This window comes from Comamonas sp. UBA7840, assembly GCF_002501455.1.
Classification (GTDB): domain Bacteria; phylum Pseudomonadota; class Gammaproteobacteria; order Burkholderiales; family Burkholderiaceae_C; genus Comamonas; species Comamonas jiangduensis.
Genome location: NZ_DLTI01000012.1, coordinates 152,976 through 168,584, shown reverse-complemented (window position 1 = coordinate 168,584; position 15,609 = coordinate 152,976). Strand labels below are relative to the sequence as shown.

The window sequence follows — 15,609 nt, the reverse complement described above, 5'->3', positions numbered from 1 at the left end:
AAGGCGGCTGGCATGGTGAATGCGCATGCAGTTTTTGCTGGTAAACAAAAAGGGCTTGCCGTGGCAGGCAAGCCCTTGCGTGGGAGCTGCTCCGCAGCGGTGCAAATTATTTGCGCTTGGTTTCCAGCGCCCGGTTCAGGCCGAGTGCCAGCAAGGTGCAAATGGCTCCTGAGAGCAAGTACCCGCCAACTGCCATGGGGCCAAAGCGCGAAGACAGATACAACGCAACCAAAGGAGCGAAAGCCGCGCCGAGCAACCAGGCGACATCGGCGGAATAGGCTGCGCCGACAAAGCGGTATTTGCGTGAAAAGTTGGCAGTGACCGTCCCCGAAGATTGCCCGTACGACAAGCCCAGCAGCGTGAAGCCAACCAGGATGAACACGTTTTGCCCTGCGGTGCCGCCATGTAGCAGCATGGGGGTGGCAAAGCTGAAGAGGCCGATGAGCACCGCCATGGCGCCCAAGGTATTGCGGCGGCCAAAACGGTCAGCCATCCAGCCTGAGAGCACGATGGCAGCGCAGGCAATCAACGCACCGAGCACCTGTACCCCCAAAATCTGCGTGACCGAGGCCTCGCCGTACAGCATCATCCAGGACAGGGGAAAGACCGTCACCAGGTGAAAGAGCGCAAAACTGGCCAGGGCTGCCAAGGCGCCCAGAAAGACATTGCGACCTTCGCCGCTGCGAACCATTTCAAACGGTGCGGAAGGCGTCAGTTCCATGGACTGGAACTGCTGGGTGTAGGCGTCATCGGCCACCAACCGCAGGCGGGCAAACAAGGCCACAACGTTGATGGCAAAAGCGACGCAGAACGGGTAGCGCCAGCCCCAGCTGATGAATTCTTCGTGCGAGAGTTGGCTGTAGATAAAGCCAAACACCCCTGCGGCGACGATAAAACCAATCGGAGCGCCGAGTTGACCAATCATGGCCCACCAGCCGCGTTTTTCTGTGGGCGCGTGCAGCGCCAGGAGGGAGGGCAAACCTTCCCAGGAGCCACCCACGGCCAGGCCTTGGGCTATACGCAGGCCCATCAACCACCAGATGGCCTGCACGCCAATGCTGTCATAGCTGGGCAGCAGGGCAATGCCTACCGTCGCGCTGCCGAGCAAAAAAAGCGCAATCGTGAGTTTGGCGGCCATGCTCCAGCGGCGCTGTATTTCCATGCCAATGAAGGTGCCGACCGGGCGGGCGATGAAAGCCAGTGCGAAAACCGAAAAAGCTGCCAGCATTCCTTCCAGCGGGGACAAGAACGGGAAGTACACATAAGGAAACACCAGCACGCAGGCAATCCCGAAGACGAAAAAATCAAAGTACTCAGAGGCTCGTCCGATGATGACGCCGGCGGCGATTTCTCCTGGGGTGATGTCTTCGCTGTGGTTCGCCGCAGCAAGCTGCCGGTCCATGGATGCCGCATCCATAGGATGGGGGGTGTGTGCAAAGCTAGTCATAGATGCATCGCTCCTGGGGAAACAATGCACCACTTGTACGCCGCTTGATGCAGGTCAACAAGCGAGTTTTATCCGGGGCCTCTGTAGGAGAAGGGTTTGTTGCTACGGCAAAGCGACCCTAAAGGCGCAAAGACCCCGGCCAAAGCGGGGTGTTGGGTGTGGCTGGATTGCCCCAAGTTGGGGGTGGTCTTGACATTTATCAAGAGCTTTTTCTTATTTCAGTATGTCCTGAAAAATCAAGGATTTAGACATTCTTTGACAGAGGTCTATTGACAGCTTGGGGTGCTGGTTTCCTACGTAAAGACATCACACGGCACTGCGTTGACCAGCGTCAAGAAGCAAGAAGATGGTGGACCGGAGTAAATTCAGCAGGTTTTGTAATCCGCGTTTACACCTAACAACGCGCGTTTTTCGCGTTCAAAGCATGCCTAAATCCACGGAAACTCGCGGGCCAGTTTGGCTCGCTGCCGCGGCACTGCTTGCCACCCTCACCGGTTGCAGCAAGGCCGTCGTGCTTAATCCCGCTGGGGATGTTGCTGCTCAGTCCGGCGACTTGGTGGTGACTGCCACCTTGCTGATGCTGATCATCATCGTCCCTGTGATCCTGCTGACTTTGCTGTTCGCTTGGAAGTATCGCCAGACGAATGCCGAGGCCGAGTACGACCCTGAGTGGCACCACTCGACCGCCTTGGAGCTGGTCATTTGGAGTGTGCCCCTGATCATCATCATTGCGCTGGGCGCACTGACGTGGATCAGCACGCACAAGTTGGATCCTTATCGTCCGCTGGACCGTATTTCTGCGAGCAAGCCGTTGGACCCCAACGTCAAGCCGCTGGAAGTGCAAGTCGTGGCACTGGACTGGAAGTGGATGTTCATTTACCCCGAGCAAGGAATTGCTACGGTCAATGAACTGGCTGCTCCTGTGGATCGTCCGATCCGCTTCAAGCTGACCGCCTCGCACACTATGAGTGCGTTCTACGTGCCTGATCTGGCCGGCATGATCTATGCCATGCCCGGCATGCAGACCGAGCTGAATGCCGTGATCAACCAAGAAGGCGTCTTCAAGGGTTTGAACTCGCACTACAGCGGTGCTGGCTTCTCGGGCATGACTTTCAAGTTCCATGGCCTGAGCAACGAAGGCTTTGACGCTTGGGTGCAAAAGGCCAAGGACGAAGGCCAGGAGCTCAACCGTGTGTCTTACCTGGATCTGGTCAAGCCCAGCGAGCGCCATCCCGTCACCCGTTTCTCTTCCGTGCAAGAAGGTTTGTACGACCGCGTGCTGAACATGTGCGTGGAAGAAGGAAAGATGTGCATGCACCACATGATGGCCATCGACGCTGCAGGCGGCGCGGCTTACATGAAGAAGGTGGGCCTGAACCTGCCTGACGATGTGTGCTCGGTGGAAAACGCAGACCGCGTGGTGGCCCTCCTGGACCAGCGCGATTCCCAGGGTGCTGTGGCACAGCAATAAGCAAGGACGGCGGCCTTGAGGCGCTTCGGCGCGTCAGGCGGCCACTGAAAGAGACACAACTATGTCTGGACAAACAACGCTGCCCCACGATCCGCTGATTGGGCGGATCAGCTGGGACTCCATACCGATGGCGCATGAGCCCATCGTGCTGTGGACCTTTATTGCCGTGGTGCTCGGCGGCCTCGTAGTGATGGCCGCACTGACCAAGTTCAAGCTGTGGGGCCCCCTGTGGCATGACTGGATCTGCTCGATCGACCACAAGAAGATCGGCATCATGTACATCATTCTGGGTATCGTCATGTTGCTGCGCGGCTTTGCCGACGCTGTGATGATGCGTATCCAGCAGGCCATGGCCTTTGGTGACAACCTGGGCTACCTGCCTCCGCACCACTACGACCAGATCTTCACGGCCCACGGCGTGATCATGATTTTCTTTGTGGCCATGCCTTTGGTCACGGGTTTCATGAACTACCTGATCCCGCTGCAGATCGGCGCACGTGACGTTTCCTTCCCCTTCCTGAACAACTTCTCCTTCTGGATGACCGCCACCGGCGCCATCTTGGTGATGGTGTCGCTGTTCCTGGGTGAGTTCTCGACCTCTGGCTGGTTGGCGCTGTCTAACTTGGGCAACCAAAACCCGGGTGTGGGTCTGGATTACTACATCTGGGCGCTGCAGTTGTCGGGCGTGGGTACGACGCTGTCGGGTATCAACCTGATCGTCACCATCATCAAGATGCGTGCCCCTGGCATGAATCTGATGAAGATGCCCGTGTTCGTGTGGACTTCGCTGTGTACCAACGCGCTGATCGTGGCTTCGTTCCCGATCTTGACCGCCGCTTTGGTGCTGATGTCCATGGACCGCTACTTCGGCACCAACTTCTTCACGAATGAGCTGGGCGGCAACCCCATGCTGTACGTGAACCTGATCTGGATCTGGGGCCACCCTGAGGTCTACATCCTGATCTTGCCCGTGTTCGGCATCTTCTCCGAAATCGTGGCCACCTACTCCAAGAAGCGCCTGTTCGGCTACACCTCCATGGTGTACGCGACTGTGTGTATCACGGTGCTGTCGTGGCTGGTGTGGTTGCACCACTTCTTCACAATGGGCTCGGGTGCAGCAGTCAATACCTTCTTTGGTATCACCACGATGATCATCTCGATCCCTACGGGCGCGAAGATTTTCAACTGGCTGTTCACCATGTACAAGGGCCGCATTGAGTTCAAGCCTCCGATGCTGTGGACCATTGGCTTCATGTGCACTTTTGCGATTGGCGGTATGACGGGCGTGTTGCTGGCCGTGCCTCCTGCGGACTTTGTGCTGCACAACTCGCTGTTCCTGATTGCGCACTTTCACAACGTGATCATTGGTGGCGTGGTGTTTGGTTTGCTGGCTGGTATCAACTACTGGTTCCCCAAGGCATTTGGCTACAAGCTCAACGAGTTCTGGGGCAAGGTGTCCTTCTGGTGCTGGTTGGTGGGCTTCTGGGTGGCCTTCACGCCGCTGTATATCCTGGGTCTGATGGGCGTTACACGCCGCGCCAACCACTTTGATGACCAATCGCTGCAAATCTGGTTTGTGATCGCTGCCGTCGGTGTGGCCATCATTGCCTGCGGTATCGGTGCGTTCTTGCTGCAATTGGTGGTGTCGTACTTCCAGCGCAATGCCAACCGTGACGTCACGGGCGATGCATGGGGTTCTGGCCGTACGCTGGAGTGGGCAACTTCTTCGCCACCTCCTGTGTACAACTTCGCCAAGACACCGGTGGTGCATGATGTGGACGCATGGTGGGACATGAAGAAGCACGGTTATCAGCGCCCCACATCGGGCTTTGAAGACCTGCACATGCCCAAGAACACCGGCGCTGGCTTTGTGATATCCATGATTGCCATGGTCCTGGGTTTCGCCTTGATCTGGCACATCTGGTGGCTGGCCATTGTGTCGTTCGCTGGCGTGATCTTGTCCACGATCATTCACACCTTCAACTACAACCGCGACTACTACATCCCTGCAGCTGAAGTGCAGGCGACAGAAGACGCACGTACTGAGCAGCTTGCACGCCATGTCTAATCACACTATCTCTGTGGGCCAGCGCGAGTACCATCCCGCGCACGAACCCCATCCAGAAAACGGCACCTCGCTGGGCTTCTGGCTGTACCTGATGAGCGACTGTCTCATCTTCGCGGCACTGTTTGCCACGTATGGCGTGCTGGGCCGCAGCTACGCCGGTGGCCCCACCGGTGCTGAGCTGTTTGACCTGAAGCTGGTGGCTATCAACACAGCCTTCCTGCTGCTGTCGTCCATCACGTTTGGCTTCGCGTTGATTCAGCGCCAAAAGGGCAATTTGGGCGGTACCCAGCTGTGGCTGGGCATCACCTTCTTGTTCGGCCTGTCGTTCCTGGCGGTAGAAATCTATGAGTTCTATCACCTGTACCACCTGGGTGCGACCATCCAGACCAGCGCCTTCCTGTCATCGTTCTTCACGCTGGTAGGTACGCACGGTCTGCACGTGACCTTTGGTTTGATCTGGCTGATCGTGCTGATGATCCAGTTGAACAAGCACGGTATCACCCGTGAAAACACCCGCCGTCTGATGTGCCTGTCCATGTTCTGGCACTTCTTGGACGTGGTGTGGATCGGCGTGTTCACCTTTGTGTATCTGATGGGGGTGCTGTAAATGAGTGCACACAATATGCATGCGGATCACCACGATCACCATGGTGAAGAGGAAGTGCACGTCACCACCGGTGGCTATGTGACGGGCTTCATCCTGGCTGTCATCCTGACCGTGATTCCTTTCTGGTTGGTGATGGGTGACGTGATCCAAGACCGTTCCACTGCCGTGATGGTGCTGGGCTTGTTTGCCGTGGTTCAAGTGGTGGTACACATGTACTTCTTCTTGCACATGAACGGCAAGATCCAAGGTGGCTGGACCATGATGTCCACCATCTTTGCGGTGGTCTTCGTGGCCATTACCTTGGCGGGCACGCTCTGGGTGATGTTCCACATGAACACCAACATGATGCCCAAGCACACGGAGTTACCTGTGCTGGCACAGCCTGCTGCACCAGCCGCCGCTCCTGCGGTGGAAGTGGCGCCTGCAGCCACTGCTGCCGTTGAAGCTACCGAAGCAGCGCCTGCGGTGGATGCTGCATCCCCTGCGGCACAGCAGCAACCGGCTGAGGCCGCTCACCCCGGTCACAGCAGCAAAGAATGACGGTGCAAACCCCGGGAGGGCGGCAGCCCTCCCGCTCCACCTTCACGAAGGCGATCCTCGCAGTAGCGGGCATCGCCCTTTTTTTTGCGTTCATCAGTTTGGGCACCTGGCAGGTACAGCGCCGCGCCTGGAAGCTGGACTTGATTGAACGGGTGAACGAGCGGGTACACAGCCAGCCCGTCGCCGTGCCTGCACAGCCTGTGTGGCCCCAGGTCAAGCCCGCAACCCACGAATACCTGGCCGTGCAAGCGCAAGGCCAGTGGATGGAAGGGCGCAGCGTGCTGACGCAGGCAGTGACAGAACTGGGCGCGGGCTTTTGGCTGGTGATGCCACTGCTGCAAGCCGATGGCACGCAACTGCTGGTCAACCGTGGCTATATCCCTGCCGAGCAGCGCAAAGCATGGCAACAGCGCATTGCGGTGGCCCCCAAGTCTGCGGCGGGCGATGAGGTGCAGGTGGTGGGCTTGCTGCGCTTTAGCGAGCCCCAAGGTGGCTTCATGCGTGACAACGCCCCAGAGGAAGACCGCTGGCATTCGCGCGATGTGTCCGCCATTGCCAAGGCCAAGGGGCTCAAGCAGGTCGCCCCGTTTTTTGTGGACCAAGGGATACCCGGGCAAACCACGGAACAGACGTGGCCGCGCGCGGGGTTGACGGTGATCCAGTTCACTAACACCCATGCGGTCTATGCGTTGACGTGGTACGGCTTGGCGCTGATGGTGCTGGTCGCTGCGTGGCTGGTGGTGCGCCACGAGCGGCGCAAACGCATGCCATAAGCGCACAGTCAGCGCCGTGCAAGGGGTTCCCGCAGGACTGCTTGCTCGCACACATCAAAAAGGCCGCATATGCGGCCTTTTTTTGTTAAGAGATGCGAGTAGCAGCTGACAGCAGCTGATGGCTTTGATAAGTTTAGATAGTTTTTATAGCTTTTTTATAGCTGCTAGCGCTTGATGGATAAGCGCTAGAGCCTGATTTTGTGCTTGAAACTGCTGGTGCCGAATCGCTTTAAAAAGCGATGTAATGGTCAATCAGCAGAGCTGCGAATACGCCGCTCAGGTGAATCAGCGAGAAGCGGAAGGTGGTGCGGGCCAGGGCGTCCGAGTAGTTCAGCCACAGGCGCAGGGCATACCAGCTAAAGCCCAGGCACAGGGCCGATGCCACGGCCAGGTAGAACCAGCCGCTCATGCCGAAGATCACGGGCAGCAGGCAGCCGGCAAACAGCACCAGGGTGTACAGCAGGATTTGCAACTGCGTGTACTTGGGGCCGTGGGTCACGGGCAGCATGGGCAGGCCCGATTTTTTGTAATCTTCCACGCGGTACAGCGCCAGCGCCCAGAAGTGGGGTGGGGTCCACAGGAAAATGATCAAGAACAGAATCAGTGCTTCGGGGCCTACATTGCCGGTCATGGCCGCCCAGCCCAGCACGGGCGGCATGGCGCCCGATGCACCGCCAATCACAATGTTTTGCGGCGTGGCAGGCTTGAGCACCACGGTGTAGATCACGGCATAGCCAATGAAGGTGGCCAGCGTCAGCCACATGGTTAGCGGGTTGGTAAAGGCCAACAAAATGGCGGCGCCGGTGATGCACAAAATGGCGGAGAACGCCAGCGCCTGCTGGGGAGACAGCTCGCCCTTGGCCGTGGGGCGCCAGCTGGTGCGCTTCATCTTGGCATCAATGTGGCGCTCTACCAGGCAGTTAAATGCTGCCGCGGCGGCCGAGACGAACCAGATGCCCAGGCAGGCCACGGCCATGTCGCCCAATTGCGCCAGGGTGGGCACACCGGGCACGGCCAGCACCATGCCAATCAAGGCGCAAAACACAATCAGCTGTACCACGCGGGGTTTGGTCAGGGCGTAGAACTGGCTCCAGCGCGAGCCTTGGGTATCGGTCAAAGTTTGTGCGTTCATGCAGCAATGCTCCGCGCGCCGTGGGGCGCATTGTGATCTTCTTGCAGCGCTAGGGCGCTGCGGGTACGTGTGGCAGCCAAGGCCCAGGTCATCACGGTGACCAGGGCGGCTGCACCGCCGGTGTGCAATACCGCGGCCAGCAAAGGCCAGTCCAACACCACGTTAGACAGGCCGGTGGCAAATTGCAGTGCAATCAGGCCCAGCAGCCACTTGCGCTGGCTGGCCAGTGCGGGCTGTTTGCGCAGCGCATAGACCAGCAGCAGCACCGCGGCAATCACCGCATAGGCGGCCAGGCGGTGGATGTAATGGATGGCAGTTAGCGCCGCAAAGCTGATGGTGGTGCCATCAGACAGCAGGCCCAGCGGGCGCCAGATGTCTGCAGCCTGGGCAAAGTTCATCTCAGGCCACCAGCTGCCATTGCAGTCGGGAAAAGTGCTGCAGGCCAGCACGGCATAGTTGGTGCTGACCCAGCCGCCCAGTGCGACTTGGGCAAACAGCAGTGCCAGCACGGCCCACAGGCCTGCGCGCAGGGGGCGCGAAATCGCGGTGGCAGGCTGCTGCAGTACCGCCTGCTGGTGGCCCACGGCCTGCACGCACAGCAGCACCAGCAGGAACAGGCCGCCCAGCAGGTGCAAAGTCACAATCGCCGGAAACAGTTTCATGGTGACGGTGAGGGCGCCAAACGCGCCTTGCACCAAGACCCAGAACAGCGTGAAAGTGGCCCATGCAGGATGGCGCGCGCCGCGCAGCGGGGTTTGGCGGTGCTCGCGCCAGGCCAGCACGGTCAGCGCGATGATGAGTACCCCCACCATGGTGGCCAGGTAGCGGTGAATCATCTCCACCCAAGCTTTGCTCAGCGTGACAGGGCCGGTAGGCATGGCCGCTTCGGCCATCGCGATTTCGTGGCTGGCGCCCAAGGGGCTGGCGTTGCCGTAGCAGCCGGGCCAGTCGGGGCAGCCCAGGCCGGAGTCGGTCAGGCGGGTGAAGGCACCAAACATGACCAGGTCAAACGTCAGAAACAGGGTAAGCAGGCCCAGCGCCTGCAAGCGGCGTGCGCTGCCTGCACCGCGGTTGCGCCGCCACACCCATAGCAGCGGGGCCAGGGCGATGACGGCGCCCAAGGCCATCAACTCCAGCAGTGGCGCTAAATCGTAAAGAGGCTGTTCGCCCATCAGCACTCCTCAAGCAATGGCTGAAACATGTCCGACGAAGATCTGGCAACCCGTATGCACAAGGGGTGTCAGAGCAGAAGTCTCCGAATGGCCCGCAAAGCGGGCGAGCCTCCTTGTCTGGCGCAAGGGTGGCTGGGGTGATCGTTCAGCCGGTACAGGCCACAGATTTGCACGGCACCTTGGGGGTGGCTATTGGGCAAAACCTTGATCTGGCGCAGATTTTATATTTGCACTCTGTGCTCTGCAGGCATGGGCAGCAAAGCCGCCATCTGCGGGTGCGGTCTTAGCTAGAAAAAAGGAGCAGCTAGCGCAGTTAAAACAAGCACTTGCGTATCAAAAGCATGTGAAAAGCTTGCAATCAATGCGCTGCCCGCTCCTGTTTCTAGAAAAAGGCTATTGGTTGGCTTGTGCCAGCAAGCGTGGTAGGTCGGCCATGTTGTCAAAAACGTGGGTGGCACCGGCTTGCAGTAGCTGCTCAGGGGTGGAGTGGGCATTGACCTGGGGGCAGTAGCCCCAGACGGTGGCACCCGCACGCACGCCCGCGGTCAGGCCGGGCACCGAGTCTTCAATCACCAGACAGCGCTGCGGCGCGATGTCCAGCGACGCTGCGGCAGCCAGGTACACATCGGGCCAGGGCTTGGTGCGGGGCAGATCATGGCCGCTGAACACATGCGCGCCGAAGAAAGGCAGCATGCCCACTTTGTCGAGCTGCATGATGACTTTGGGCTTGTCCGCGCCGCTGGCCACGGCGATCTTTCCATTCAGTTGCTGGTGCACGGTTTGGACAGCATCCAGCGCGCCCTCAATGGCCACCAGCTCCGCGCGCAGGCGGGCATTGCGGCGTTCGTAAAACTCGGCCATCCAGGCATCGGTCAAAGGTTGGCCGGTTTCGGTTTCGATGCGTGCAGTTTCGCTGCGCACGGTTTTACCGATGAAGATGCGCATGCAGTCGTCTTCAGACAGTACCCAGCCCGATTCGTTGAGCATGCCGTGCAGCACGCGGTTGGTAATGAGTTCGCTGTCCACCAGCACGCCGTCGCAGTCGAACAAGATGGCTTTAAATTGCATAGCTATCAGCGCAAGATGGGCAAGCGCTAGAGGTTAAAAATTCTTAAAACTGATCGCCGTCTACATAGAACCAGCGGCCGTCTTCGCGCACAAAGCGGCTGCGCTCATGCAGGCGCACCGCACGGCCAGCAATCCGAAAACACGCCACAAACTCCACTTCTGCGGTGTCGGCACCCGTTGCCCGGAAGTCTTTGACTTGCAGGCCCAGCCACTTGGCTCCAGCTTCAAAGTCCAGCGCTGCAGGGCGCTGGCTGGCATGCCATGTTGCAAGCAGATAAGGCGCATGCTCCAGCACAAAAGCGCTGTAGCGCGAGCGCATCAAGTGCTCGGCATCGGGGGCGGGCGTGGTGTCAAAGTGCTCCACAAAGCGTGCGCAGCAATCTGCGTAGGCCAAGACGTGGCCTTTGGGGTGGGTGCGTCCGCAAGGGCAAGCGGCGCTGGGCGGCAAAAGCATGGGGGAGTGTATGAAAAGCAGGGCGAGCCTGATTCTGTGCCAAAAAATGACCGCCTGTGGCGACAGGGGCTGGGCGAGGTTGACGTTTACGTCAATAATCGCGGCCATGAGCAAGACGACCCCCGCCCCCCAGACCTATTCCATCAGCGATTTGGCGCAAGAGTTTGACCTGACGACCCGCGCCATCCGCTTTTATGAAGACATGGGCCTGCTGGAGCCCACGCGCCAAGGTGCCGGTGGGCGCACCCGCGTGTACAGCCCGCGTGATCGCACGCGCTTGCGCCTGGTTTTGCGGGGCAAGCGGCTGGGGCTGTCGCTGGTGGAAGCCAAAGAAATCATCGACATGTACGACAGCCCGCGCGACACCAGCGTGCAGCTGGAGCGTTTTTTGCAAGTGCTGGGCAAACACCGCCAGCAAATGGAAGAGCGCATGGAAGACCTGCAAGCTACGCTGGAAGAGGTGCGTGCGCAAGAAAAAGAAGCCAAAGCACTGCTGCGCAAACTTACCAAGCCAAAAGCTGCATAATTGACGTTAACGTAAAAGGCGTAACGCCAAAATTCCATAACGGCAAGGAGACAACATGGCCGGTTTTGACGCTTTGCAGCGTGTGCAAGAGAGCTTTGCTTTGCAAGGTGCCATGCAGACGCTGGGCGCCCAGATCACGCACCTGGCGGCAGGCGCGGTGGACATTGGTTTTGACTGGGCGCCGGGGCTGACGCAGCAGCATGGCTTTATCCACGCAGGCATGCTGTCAGCCGCGCTGGACTCGGCCTGCGGCTACGCGGGATTCAGTCTGATGCCCGAGGACGCCGGTGTGTTGACCATCGAATTCAAGATCAACCTGCTGGCGCCGGCGCAGGGCCAGCGTTTTCGCTGCGAAGGCCGGGTGCTCAAACCCGGTCGCACCATCGTGGTGGCAGAAGGGCGCGCCTATGCCATCGACAACGGCCAAGAAAAACTCTGCGCCACCATGCAGTGCACGCTCATGGCGGTGCACGGGCGCGAAGGTATCGCGGGCAAATAAAGCGCTGCACAGACAGCCGCCGCCCACCCATTAGCACACAAGGAGACAAGACCATGAACAATCTGCCGGGCCTGAACTTTCAGCTGGGTGAAGACATTGACGCGCTGCGCGATGCCGTGCGGGAATTTGCGCAAACCGAGATTGCGCCGCGCGCGGGGGAGATTGACCGCAGCGACCAATTTCCCATGGATGTCTGGCAAAAATTTGGTGAGCTGGGTGTGCTGGGTATCACCGTGCCGGAGCAGTATGGCGGCGCCAACATGGGCTATTTGGCGCACATGGTGGCCATGGAGGAAATCTCGCGCGCCAGCGCCTCGGTGGGTCTGAGCTACGGCGCGCACTCCAACCTGTGCGTGAACCAGATCAACCGCAACGGCACCGAAGCGCAAAAGCAAAAATACCTGCCCAAACTGATTTCGGGCGAGCACGTGGGCGCACTGGCCATGAGCGAGCCCGGCGCCGGCTCGGACGTGATCAGCATGAAGCTCAAGGCCGAGGACAAGGGCGGCTACTACCTGCTCAACGGCAGCAAGATGTGGATCACCAATGGCCCCGATGCCGACACCTTGGTCGTGTATGCCAAGAGTGAGCCTGAAATGGGCGCACGCGGCGTGACTGCCTTCCTGATTGAAAAGGGCATGCCGGGCTTCAGCATTGCGCAAAAGCTCGACAAGCTGGGCATGCGCGGCAGCCACACGGGCGAGCTGGTCTTCCACAACGTCGAAGTGCCTGCGGAAAACATTTTGGGTGGCTTGAACAACGGTGCCAAGGTGCTCATGAGCGGGCTGGACTACGAGCGTGCCGTGCTCACGGGCGGGCCGCTGGGCATCATGCAAAGCGTGATGGACAACGTGGTGCCCTATATCCACGACCGCAAGCAGTTTGGCCAAAGCATTGGGGAGTTCCAGCTCATCCAAGGCAAGGTGGCCGATATGTACACCGTGCTGCAGGCGGGCCGCTCGTTTGCGTATACCGTGGCCAAAAATCTCGACATGCTGGGCACCGACCACGTGCGTCAGGTGCGCAAAGACTGCGCCAGCGTGATTTTGTGGTGTGCGGAAAAGGCCACCTGGATGGCCGGTGAGGGCATCCAAATCTATGGTGGCAATGGGTATATCAACGAATACCCATTGGGCCGTTTGTGGCGAGATGCGAAACTCTACGAGATTGGCGCTGGCACCAGTGAGATCCGTCGCATGCTGATTGGCCGTGAGTTGTTTGCGGAAACTTGCTAAGGAAACCTGCTGTCCAGCCTTGTGTTTTTCGACAGAAAAAGGACCTTCACATGACCACTAACTCCATCGAACAGCTGTTTGTCCACAACAAAGAATGGGCAGCGCAGATGGAATGCGATCGCCCCGGTTTCTTTACCGGGTTGATGGCGCAGCAAAAACCTAAATACATGTGGATTGGCTGCTCTGACAGCCGCGTGCCAGCCAACCAGATCACGGGTTTGGAGCCCGGGGAAATCTTTGTGCACCGCAATGTGGCCAATGTGGTAGTGCCCAGTGACTTGAATTGCCTGTCTACCATCCAGTACTCGGTCGATCACCTGAAGGTGGAGCACCTGATGGTGGTGGGCCACTATGGCTGTGGCGGCGTGCTGGCGGCGCTGGAAGGCATGCGCCTGGGTCTGGTGGACAACTGGACCCGCCATGTGCGCGATGTGCGTGACAAGCACTACGAACTGATCATGGCCACGCCGGTGCAGCACCGCCACGATGTGCTGTGCGAGCTCAACGCCATTGAACAGGTGGTGAACGTTGCACAAAGCACGGTGATGCGTGACGCTTGGGCGCGTGGTCAGCAGGTGTCGCTGCATGGCTGGTGCTACAGCCTGAAAAACGGCTTGATCACCAACTTGGAGATGACAGTCCCCGGCGTCGGTGGCTTGCATGAAATCCACCAAGAAGCAGTGAAAAAAGTCGCAGAGCGACAGCGCGGCTGAGGTCGCAGCGCATGCCATAGCCTGTAGCAGCAAGAAATTTCACCATGTTTCCCCAGCGACTGGATGCTCCACAGGCCTATGACATCGCCCAAGCGATGATGGATGGCGTCAACCGCCACTATCAGCGGTTTCGGGCAGCCACCCAGGCGGCCAAAGGCTACTTTGAGCAGGCCGACTGGGTGGCGCAGCAGCGCGCCCAGCGCGAGCGCATGGCTTTTTACGACCAGCGGGTGCAGGAGTGTGTGCAGCACCTGACCCAGACCTTTGCGGCCGACACCCAGCCCATGGCCGTGTGGCAGCAGGTCAAGCTGCATTACATTGGCCTGATGGTGGGGCACTTGCAGCCCGAGCTGGCAGAGACCTTCTTCAACTCGGTCACCACCAAAATTCTGCACCGCACACACTTTCACAACGACTTTATTTTTGTGCGGCCCGTGGTCAGTACCGAGTATCTGGATGTGCCCGGTGCCCCTGCCTTTCGGGCGTTTTACCCAGGCAGCCTGGATGCGTTGGTGCCTACGTTGCACAGCGTGATGGGGCACTTTGCGCTGCACGCCAAGTTTGAAAACTTGGGGCGTGATGTGACCTTGCTGGCCGCACGCATTCGCCAGCGGCTGCAAGGCCTGACGCTGCGCGCCAATTTGCAGATTCAGGTGCTCAGCAGCTTGTTTTTTCGCAACAAGGGCGCCTATGTGGTGGGCAAGATCATCACCGGCTACACCGAGATTGCGCTGGCCATTCCCATCTTGCACACCAGCGATGGCCGTGGGCTGGTGCTGCACGCCGTGTTGTTCGATGAGGAAGACTTGCACGGCCTGTTCAGCTTTGCGCGTGCGTATTTCATGGTGGACATGGCCGTGCCCAGTGCCTATGTCGAGTTTTTGCACCACCTGATGCCACGCAAGCCGCGCGGCGAAATTTATAGCGCCCTAGGCTTGGCCAAACAGGGCAAAACCATGTTTTACCGTGATTTGCTGCACCACCTGCGGCACAGCACGGACAAGTTTCGCATTGCTCCGGGTATTCAGGGCCTGGTGATGCTGGTGTTTGACTTGCCCAGCTTTCCCTACGTGTTCAAGCTCATCAAGGACCAATTTCCCGCGCCCAAGGAAACCACGCGCCAGGAGGTGCAGGCCAAGTACCGCCTGGTCAAGCTGCACGACCGCGTCGGCCGCATGGCCGACACCATGGAATACAGCCTGGTAGCCCTGCCGCTGGAGCGCTTTGCGCCCGAACTGTTGCAGGCGCTGCAAACCCAGGCGGGCAAGCACGTGGAAATCAGTGACCGCGATGGCGATGGGCAGCTGGAAGTCATCATCGACCACCTCTATATCGAGCGCCGCTTGCTGCCGCTGAACATGTTCCTCAAAGAGTGCATGGATGCGGGCCTGGAGCATGCCGCACCACGTGCAGCGCTGGAGCGTGCGGTGCTGGAGTACGGCAATGCCATCAAAGATTTGGTGGCCGCCAACATCTTTCCGGGCGATATGCTGTGGAAAAACTTTGGCGTGACCCGTGGCGGCAAGGTGGTGTTCTACGACTACGACGAGATTGAATACCTGAGCGACTGCAACTTCCGTGCGGTGCCCCAGCCGCGCAACGAGCAAGAAGAAATGAGCAGCGAAATCTGGTGGCGCGTGGGCCCCAAGGATGTCTTTCCCGAGACGATGGAGCCATTTTTGCTGGCCCATCCGGCGGTGCGCGATGTGTTCATGCGCTACCACGCCGATTTGCTCACCCCCGATTTCTGGAAGGCACACCAGGCGCGCATTGCGCAAGGCCATGTGCACGATGTTTTCCCCTATGAGCGCAGCCGGCGGCTGCTGCCCGACGTGGTGCATTAGCGCATCACCCGCGGTACGTTGTTTGATGGATTGGCACAGATTTACACCACAAGGAGACTT

14 protein-coding genes and 1 pseudogene are annotated in these 15,609 nt (G+C 59.1%); 10 read left to right on the top strand and 5 right to left on the bottom strand.

The annotated features are described in order from the left end of the window. Positions 1–106: 106 nt before the first annotated feature. On the bottom strand, positions 107–1,447 hold the full coding sequence (locus tag B3R00_RS03035) for an MFS transporter (protein ID WP_286997351.1): 1,341 nt from the start codon (positions 1,445–1,447) through the stop codon (positions 107–109). A gap of 424 nt (positions 1,448–1,871) precedes the next feature. On the opposite strand from B3R00_RS03035, the gene cyoA reads away from it, so the two are divergent. The 5 genes and pseudogenes from cyoA to B3R00_RS03010 all read left to right on the top strand — a co-directional run bounded on the left by cyoA (position 1,872) and on the right by B3R00_RS03010 (position 6,906). Next, entirely contained in the window at positions 1,872–2,918 is a 1,047-nt protein-coding gene (cyoA, locus tag B3R00_RS03030; protein WP_219163664.1) for a ubiquinol oxidase subunit II, read from the top strand. A 127-nt stretch (positions 2,919–3,045) separates the two neighbouring features. Then, on the top strand, positions 3,046–4,986 hold the full coding sequence (gene cyoB, locus B3R00_RS03025) for a cytochrome o ubiquinol oxidase subunit I (RefSeq protein ID WP_376747641.1): 1,941 nt from the start codon (positions 3,046–3,048) through the stop codon (positions 4,984–4,986). Beyond that, positions 4,979–5,593: a cytochrome o ubiquinol oxidase subunit III gene (gene cyoC / locus B3R00_RS03020; protein WP_284214749.1), complete on the top strand. Its 615-nt coding sequence runs from the start codon at positions 4,979–4,981 to the stop codon at positions 5,591–5,593. Before cyoB ends, cyoC begins: the two co-directional genes overlap by 8 nt. After that, positions 5,594–6,004, top strand: a pseudogene (gene cyoD / locus B3R00_RS03015) (cytochrome o ubiquinol oxidase subunit IV); the annotation flags it as partial. Between the two features lie 125 nt (positions 6,005–6,129). Continuing rightward, positions 6,130–6,906 carry an SURF1 family protein gene (locus B3R00_RS03010; RefSeq protein WP_286997347.1) on the top strand — a complete coding sequence of 259 codons (777 nt, stop codon included), beginning with the start codon at positions 6,130–6,132 and terminating at the stop codon, positions 6,904–6,906. Positions 6,907–7,135: 229 nt separating this feature from the next. Here B3R00_RS03010 and cyoE read toward each other — a convergent pair whose 3' ends face one another. The 4 genes from cyoE to B3R00_RS02990 form a co-directional block, all read right to left on the bottom strand. Then, positions 7,136–8,125: a heme o synthase gene (gene cyoE / locus B3R00_RS03005; protein ID WP_370893569.1), complete on the bottom strand. Its 990-nt coding sequence runs from the start codon at positions 8,123–8,125 to the stop codon at positions 7,136–7,138. Continuing rightward, positions 8,035–9,210, bottom strand: coding sequence for a COX15/CtaA family protein (locus B3R00_RS03000; RefSeq protein WP_286997346.1), 1,176 nt, complete (start codon positions 9,208–9,210; stop codon positions 8,035–8,037). The genes cyoE and B3R00_RS03000 overlap by 91 nt, the downstream gene beginning before the upstream one ends. Positions 9,211–9,603: 393 nt before the next feature. Then, on the bottom strand, positions 9,604–10,278 hold the full coding sequence (locus B3R00_RS02995; RefSeq protein WP_286997345.1) for an HAD family hydrolase: 675 nt from the start codon (positions 10,276–10,278) through the stop codon (positions 9,604–9,606). Between the two features lie 43 nt (positions 10,279–10,321). Beyond that, positions 10,322–10,732, bottom strand: a complete 411-nt coding sequence (locus B3R00_RS02990) for a YchJ family protein (protein ID WP_286997344.1) — start codon at positions 10,730–10,732, stop codon at positions 10,322–10,324. A gap of 106 nt (positions 10,733–10,838) precedes the next feature. On the opposite strand from B3R00_RS02990, the gene B3R00_RS02985 reads away from it, so the two are divergent. The 5 genes from B3R00_RS02985 to aceK are packed head-to-tail and all read left to right on the top strand — an operon-like array spanning position 10,839 to position 15,549. Beyond that, on the top strand, positions 10,839–11,258 hold the full coding sequence (locus tag B3R00_RS02985; protein ID WP_286997343.1) for a MerR family transcriptional regulator: 420 nt from the start codon (positions 10,839–10,841) through the stop codon (positions 11,256–11,258). Between the two features lie 55 nt (positions 11,259–11,313). After that, a complete protein-coding gene (locus tag B3R00_RS02980; RefSeq protein ID WP_286997341.1) occupies positions 11,314–11,757 on the top strand; it encodes a PaaI family thioesterase in 444 nt (147 codons plus the stop codon). A 53-nt stretch (positions 11,758–11,810) separates the two neighbouring features. Beyond that, positions 11,811–12,992 carry an isovaleryl-CoA dehydrogenase gene (locus B3R00_RS02975; protein ID WP_219163674.1) on the top strand — a complete coding sequence of 394 codons (1,182 nt, stop codon included), beginning with the start codon at positions 11,811–11,813 and terminating at the stop codon, positions 12,990–12,992. 50 nt (positions 12,993–13,042) lie between these two features. Further along, a complete protein-coding gene (gene can, locus B3R00_RS02970; RefSeq protein WP_286997340.1) occupies positions 13,043–13,705 on the top strand; it encodes a carbonate dehydratase in 663 nt (220 codons plus the stop codon). A gap of 44 nt (positions 13,706–13,749) precedes the next feature. Further along, on the top strand, positions 13,750–15,549 hold the full coding sequence (aceK, locus tag B3R00_RS02965) for a bifunctional isocitrate dehydrogenase kinase/phosphatase (protein WP_286997339.1): 1,800 nt from the start codon (positions 13,750–13,752) through the stop codon (positions 15,547–15,549). Positions 15,550–15,609 lie beyond the last annotated feature (60 nt).

Bases quoted from the DNA above. Each gene is read 5' to 3' on its own strand.
- B3R00_RS03035 (WP_286997351.1), bottom strand. From the start codon at position 1,447: ATGACTAGCTTTGCACACACCCCCCATCCTATGGATGCGGCATCCATG.
- cyoA (WP_219163664.1), top strand. From the start codon at position 1,872: ATGCCTAAATCCACGGAAACTCGCGGGCCAGTTTGGCTCGCTGCCGCG.
- cyoB (WP_376747641.1), top strand. From the start codon at position 3,046: ATGGCGCATGAGCCCATCGTGCTGTGGACCTTTATTGCCGTGGTGCTC.
- cyoC (WP_284214749.1), top strand. From the start codon at position 4,979: ATGTCTAATCACACTATCTCTGTGGGCCAGCGCGAGTACCATCCCGCG.
- B3R00_RS03010 (WP_286997347.1), top strand. From the start codon at position 6,130: ATGACGGTGCAAACCCCGGGAGGGCGGCAGCCCTCCCGCTCCACCTTC.
- B3R00_RS03000 (WP_286997346.1), bottom strand. From the start codon at position 9,210: ATGGGCGAACAGCCTCTTTACGATTTAGCGCCACTGCTGGAGTTGATG.
- B3R00_RS02995 (WP_286997345.1), bottom strand. From the start codon at position 10,278: ATGCAATTTAAAGCCATCTTGTTCGACTGCGACGGCGTGCTGGTGGAC.
- B3R00_RS02990 (WP_286997344.1), bottom strand. From the start codon at position 10,732: ATGCTTTTGCCGCCCAGCGCCGCTTGCCCTTGCGGACGCACCCACCCC.
- B3R00_RS02985 (WP_286997343.1), top strand. From the start codon at position 10,839: ATGAGCAAGACGACCCCCGCCCCCCAGACCTATTCCATCAGCGATTTG.
- B3R00_RS02980 (WP_286997341.1), top strand. From the start codon at position 11,314: ATGGCCGGTTTTGACGCTTTGCAGCGTGTGCAAGAGAGCTTTGCTTTG.
- B3R00_RS02975 (WP_219163674.1), top strand. From the start codon at position 11,811: ATGAACAATCTGCCGGGCCTGAACTTTCAGCTGGGTGAAGACATTGAC.
- can (WP_286997340.1), top strand. From the start codon at position 13,043: ATGACCACTAACTCCATCGAACAGCTGTTTGTCCACAACAAAGAATGG.
- aceK (WP_286997339.1), top strand. From the start codon at position 13,750: ATGTTTCCCCAGCGACTGGATGCTCCACAGGCCTATGACATCGCCCAA.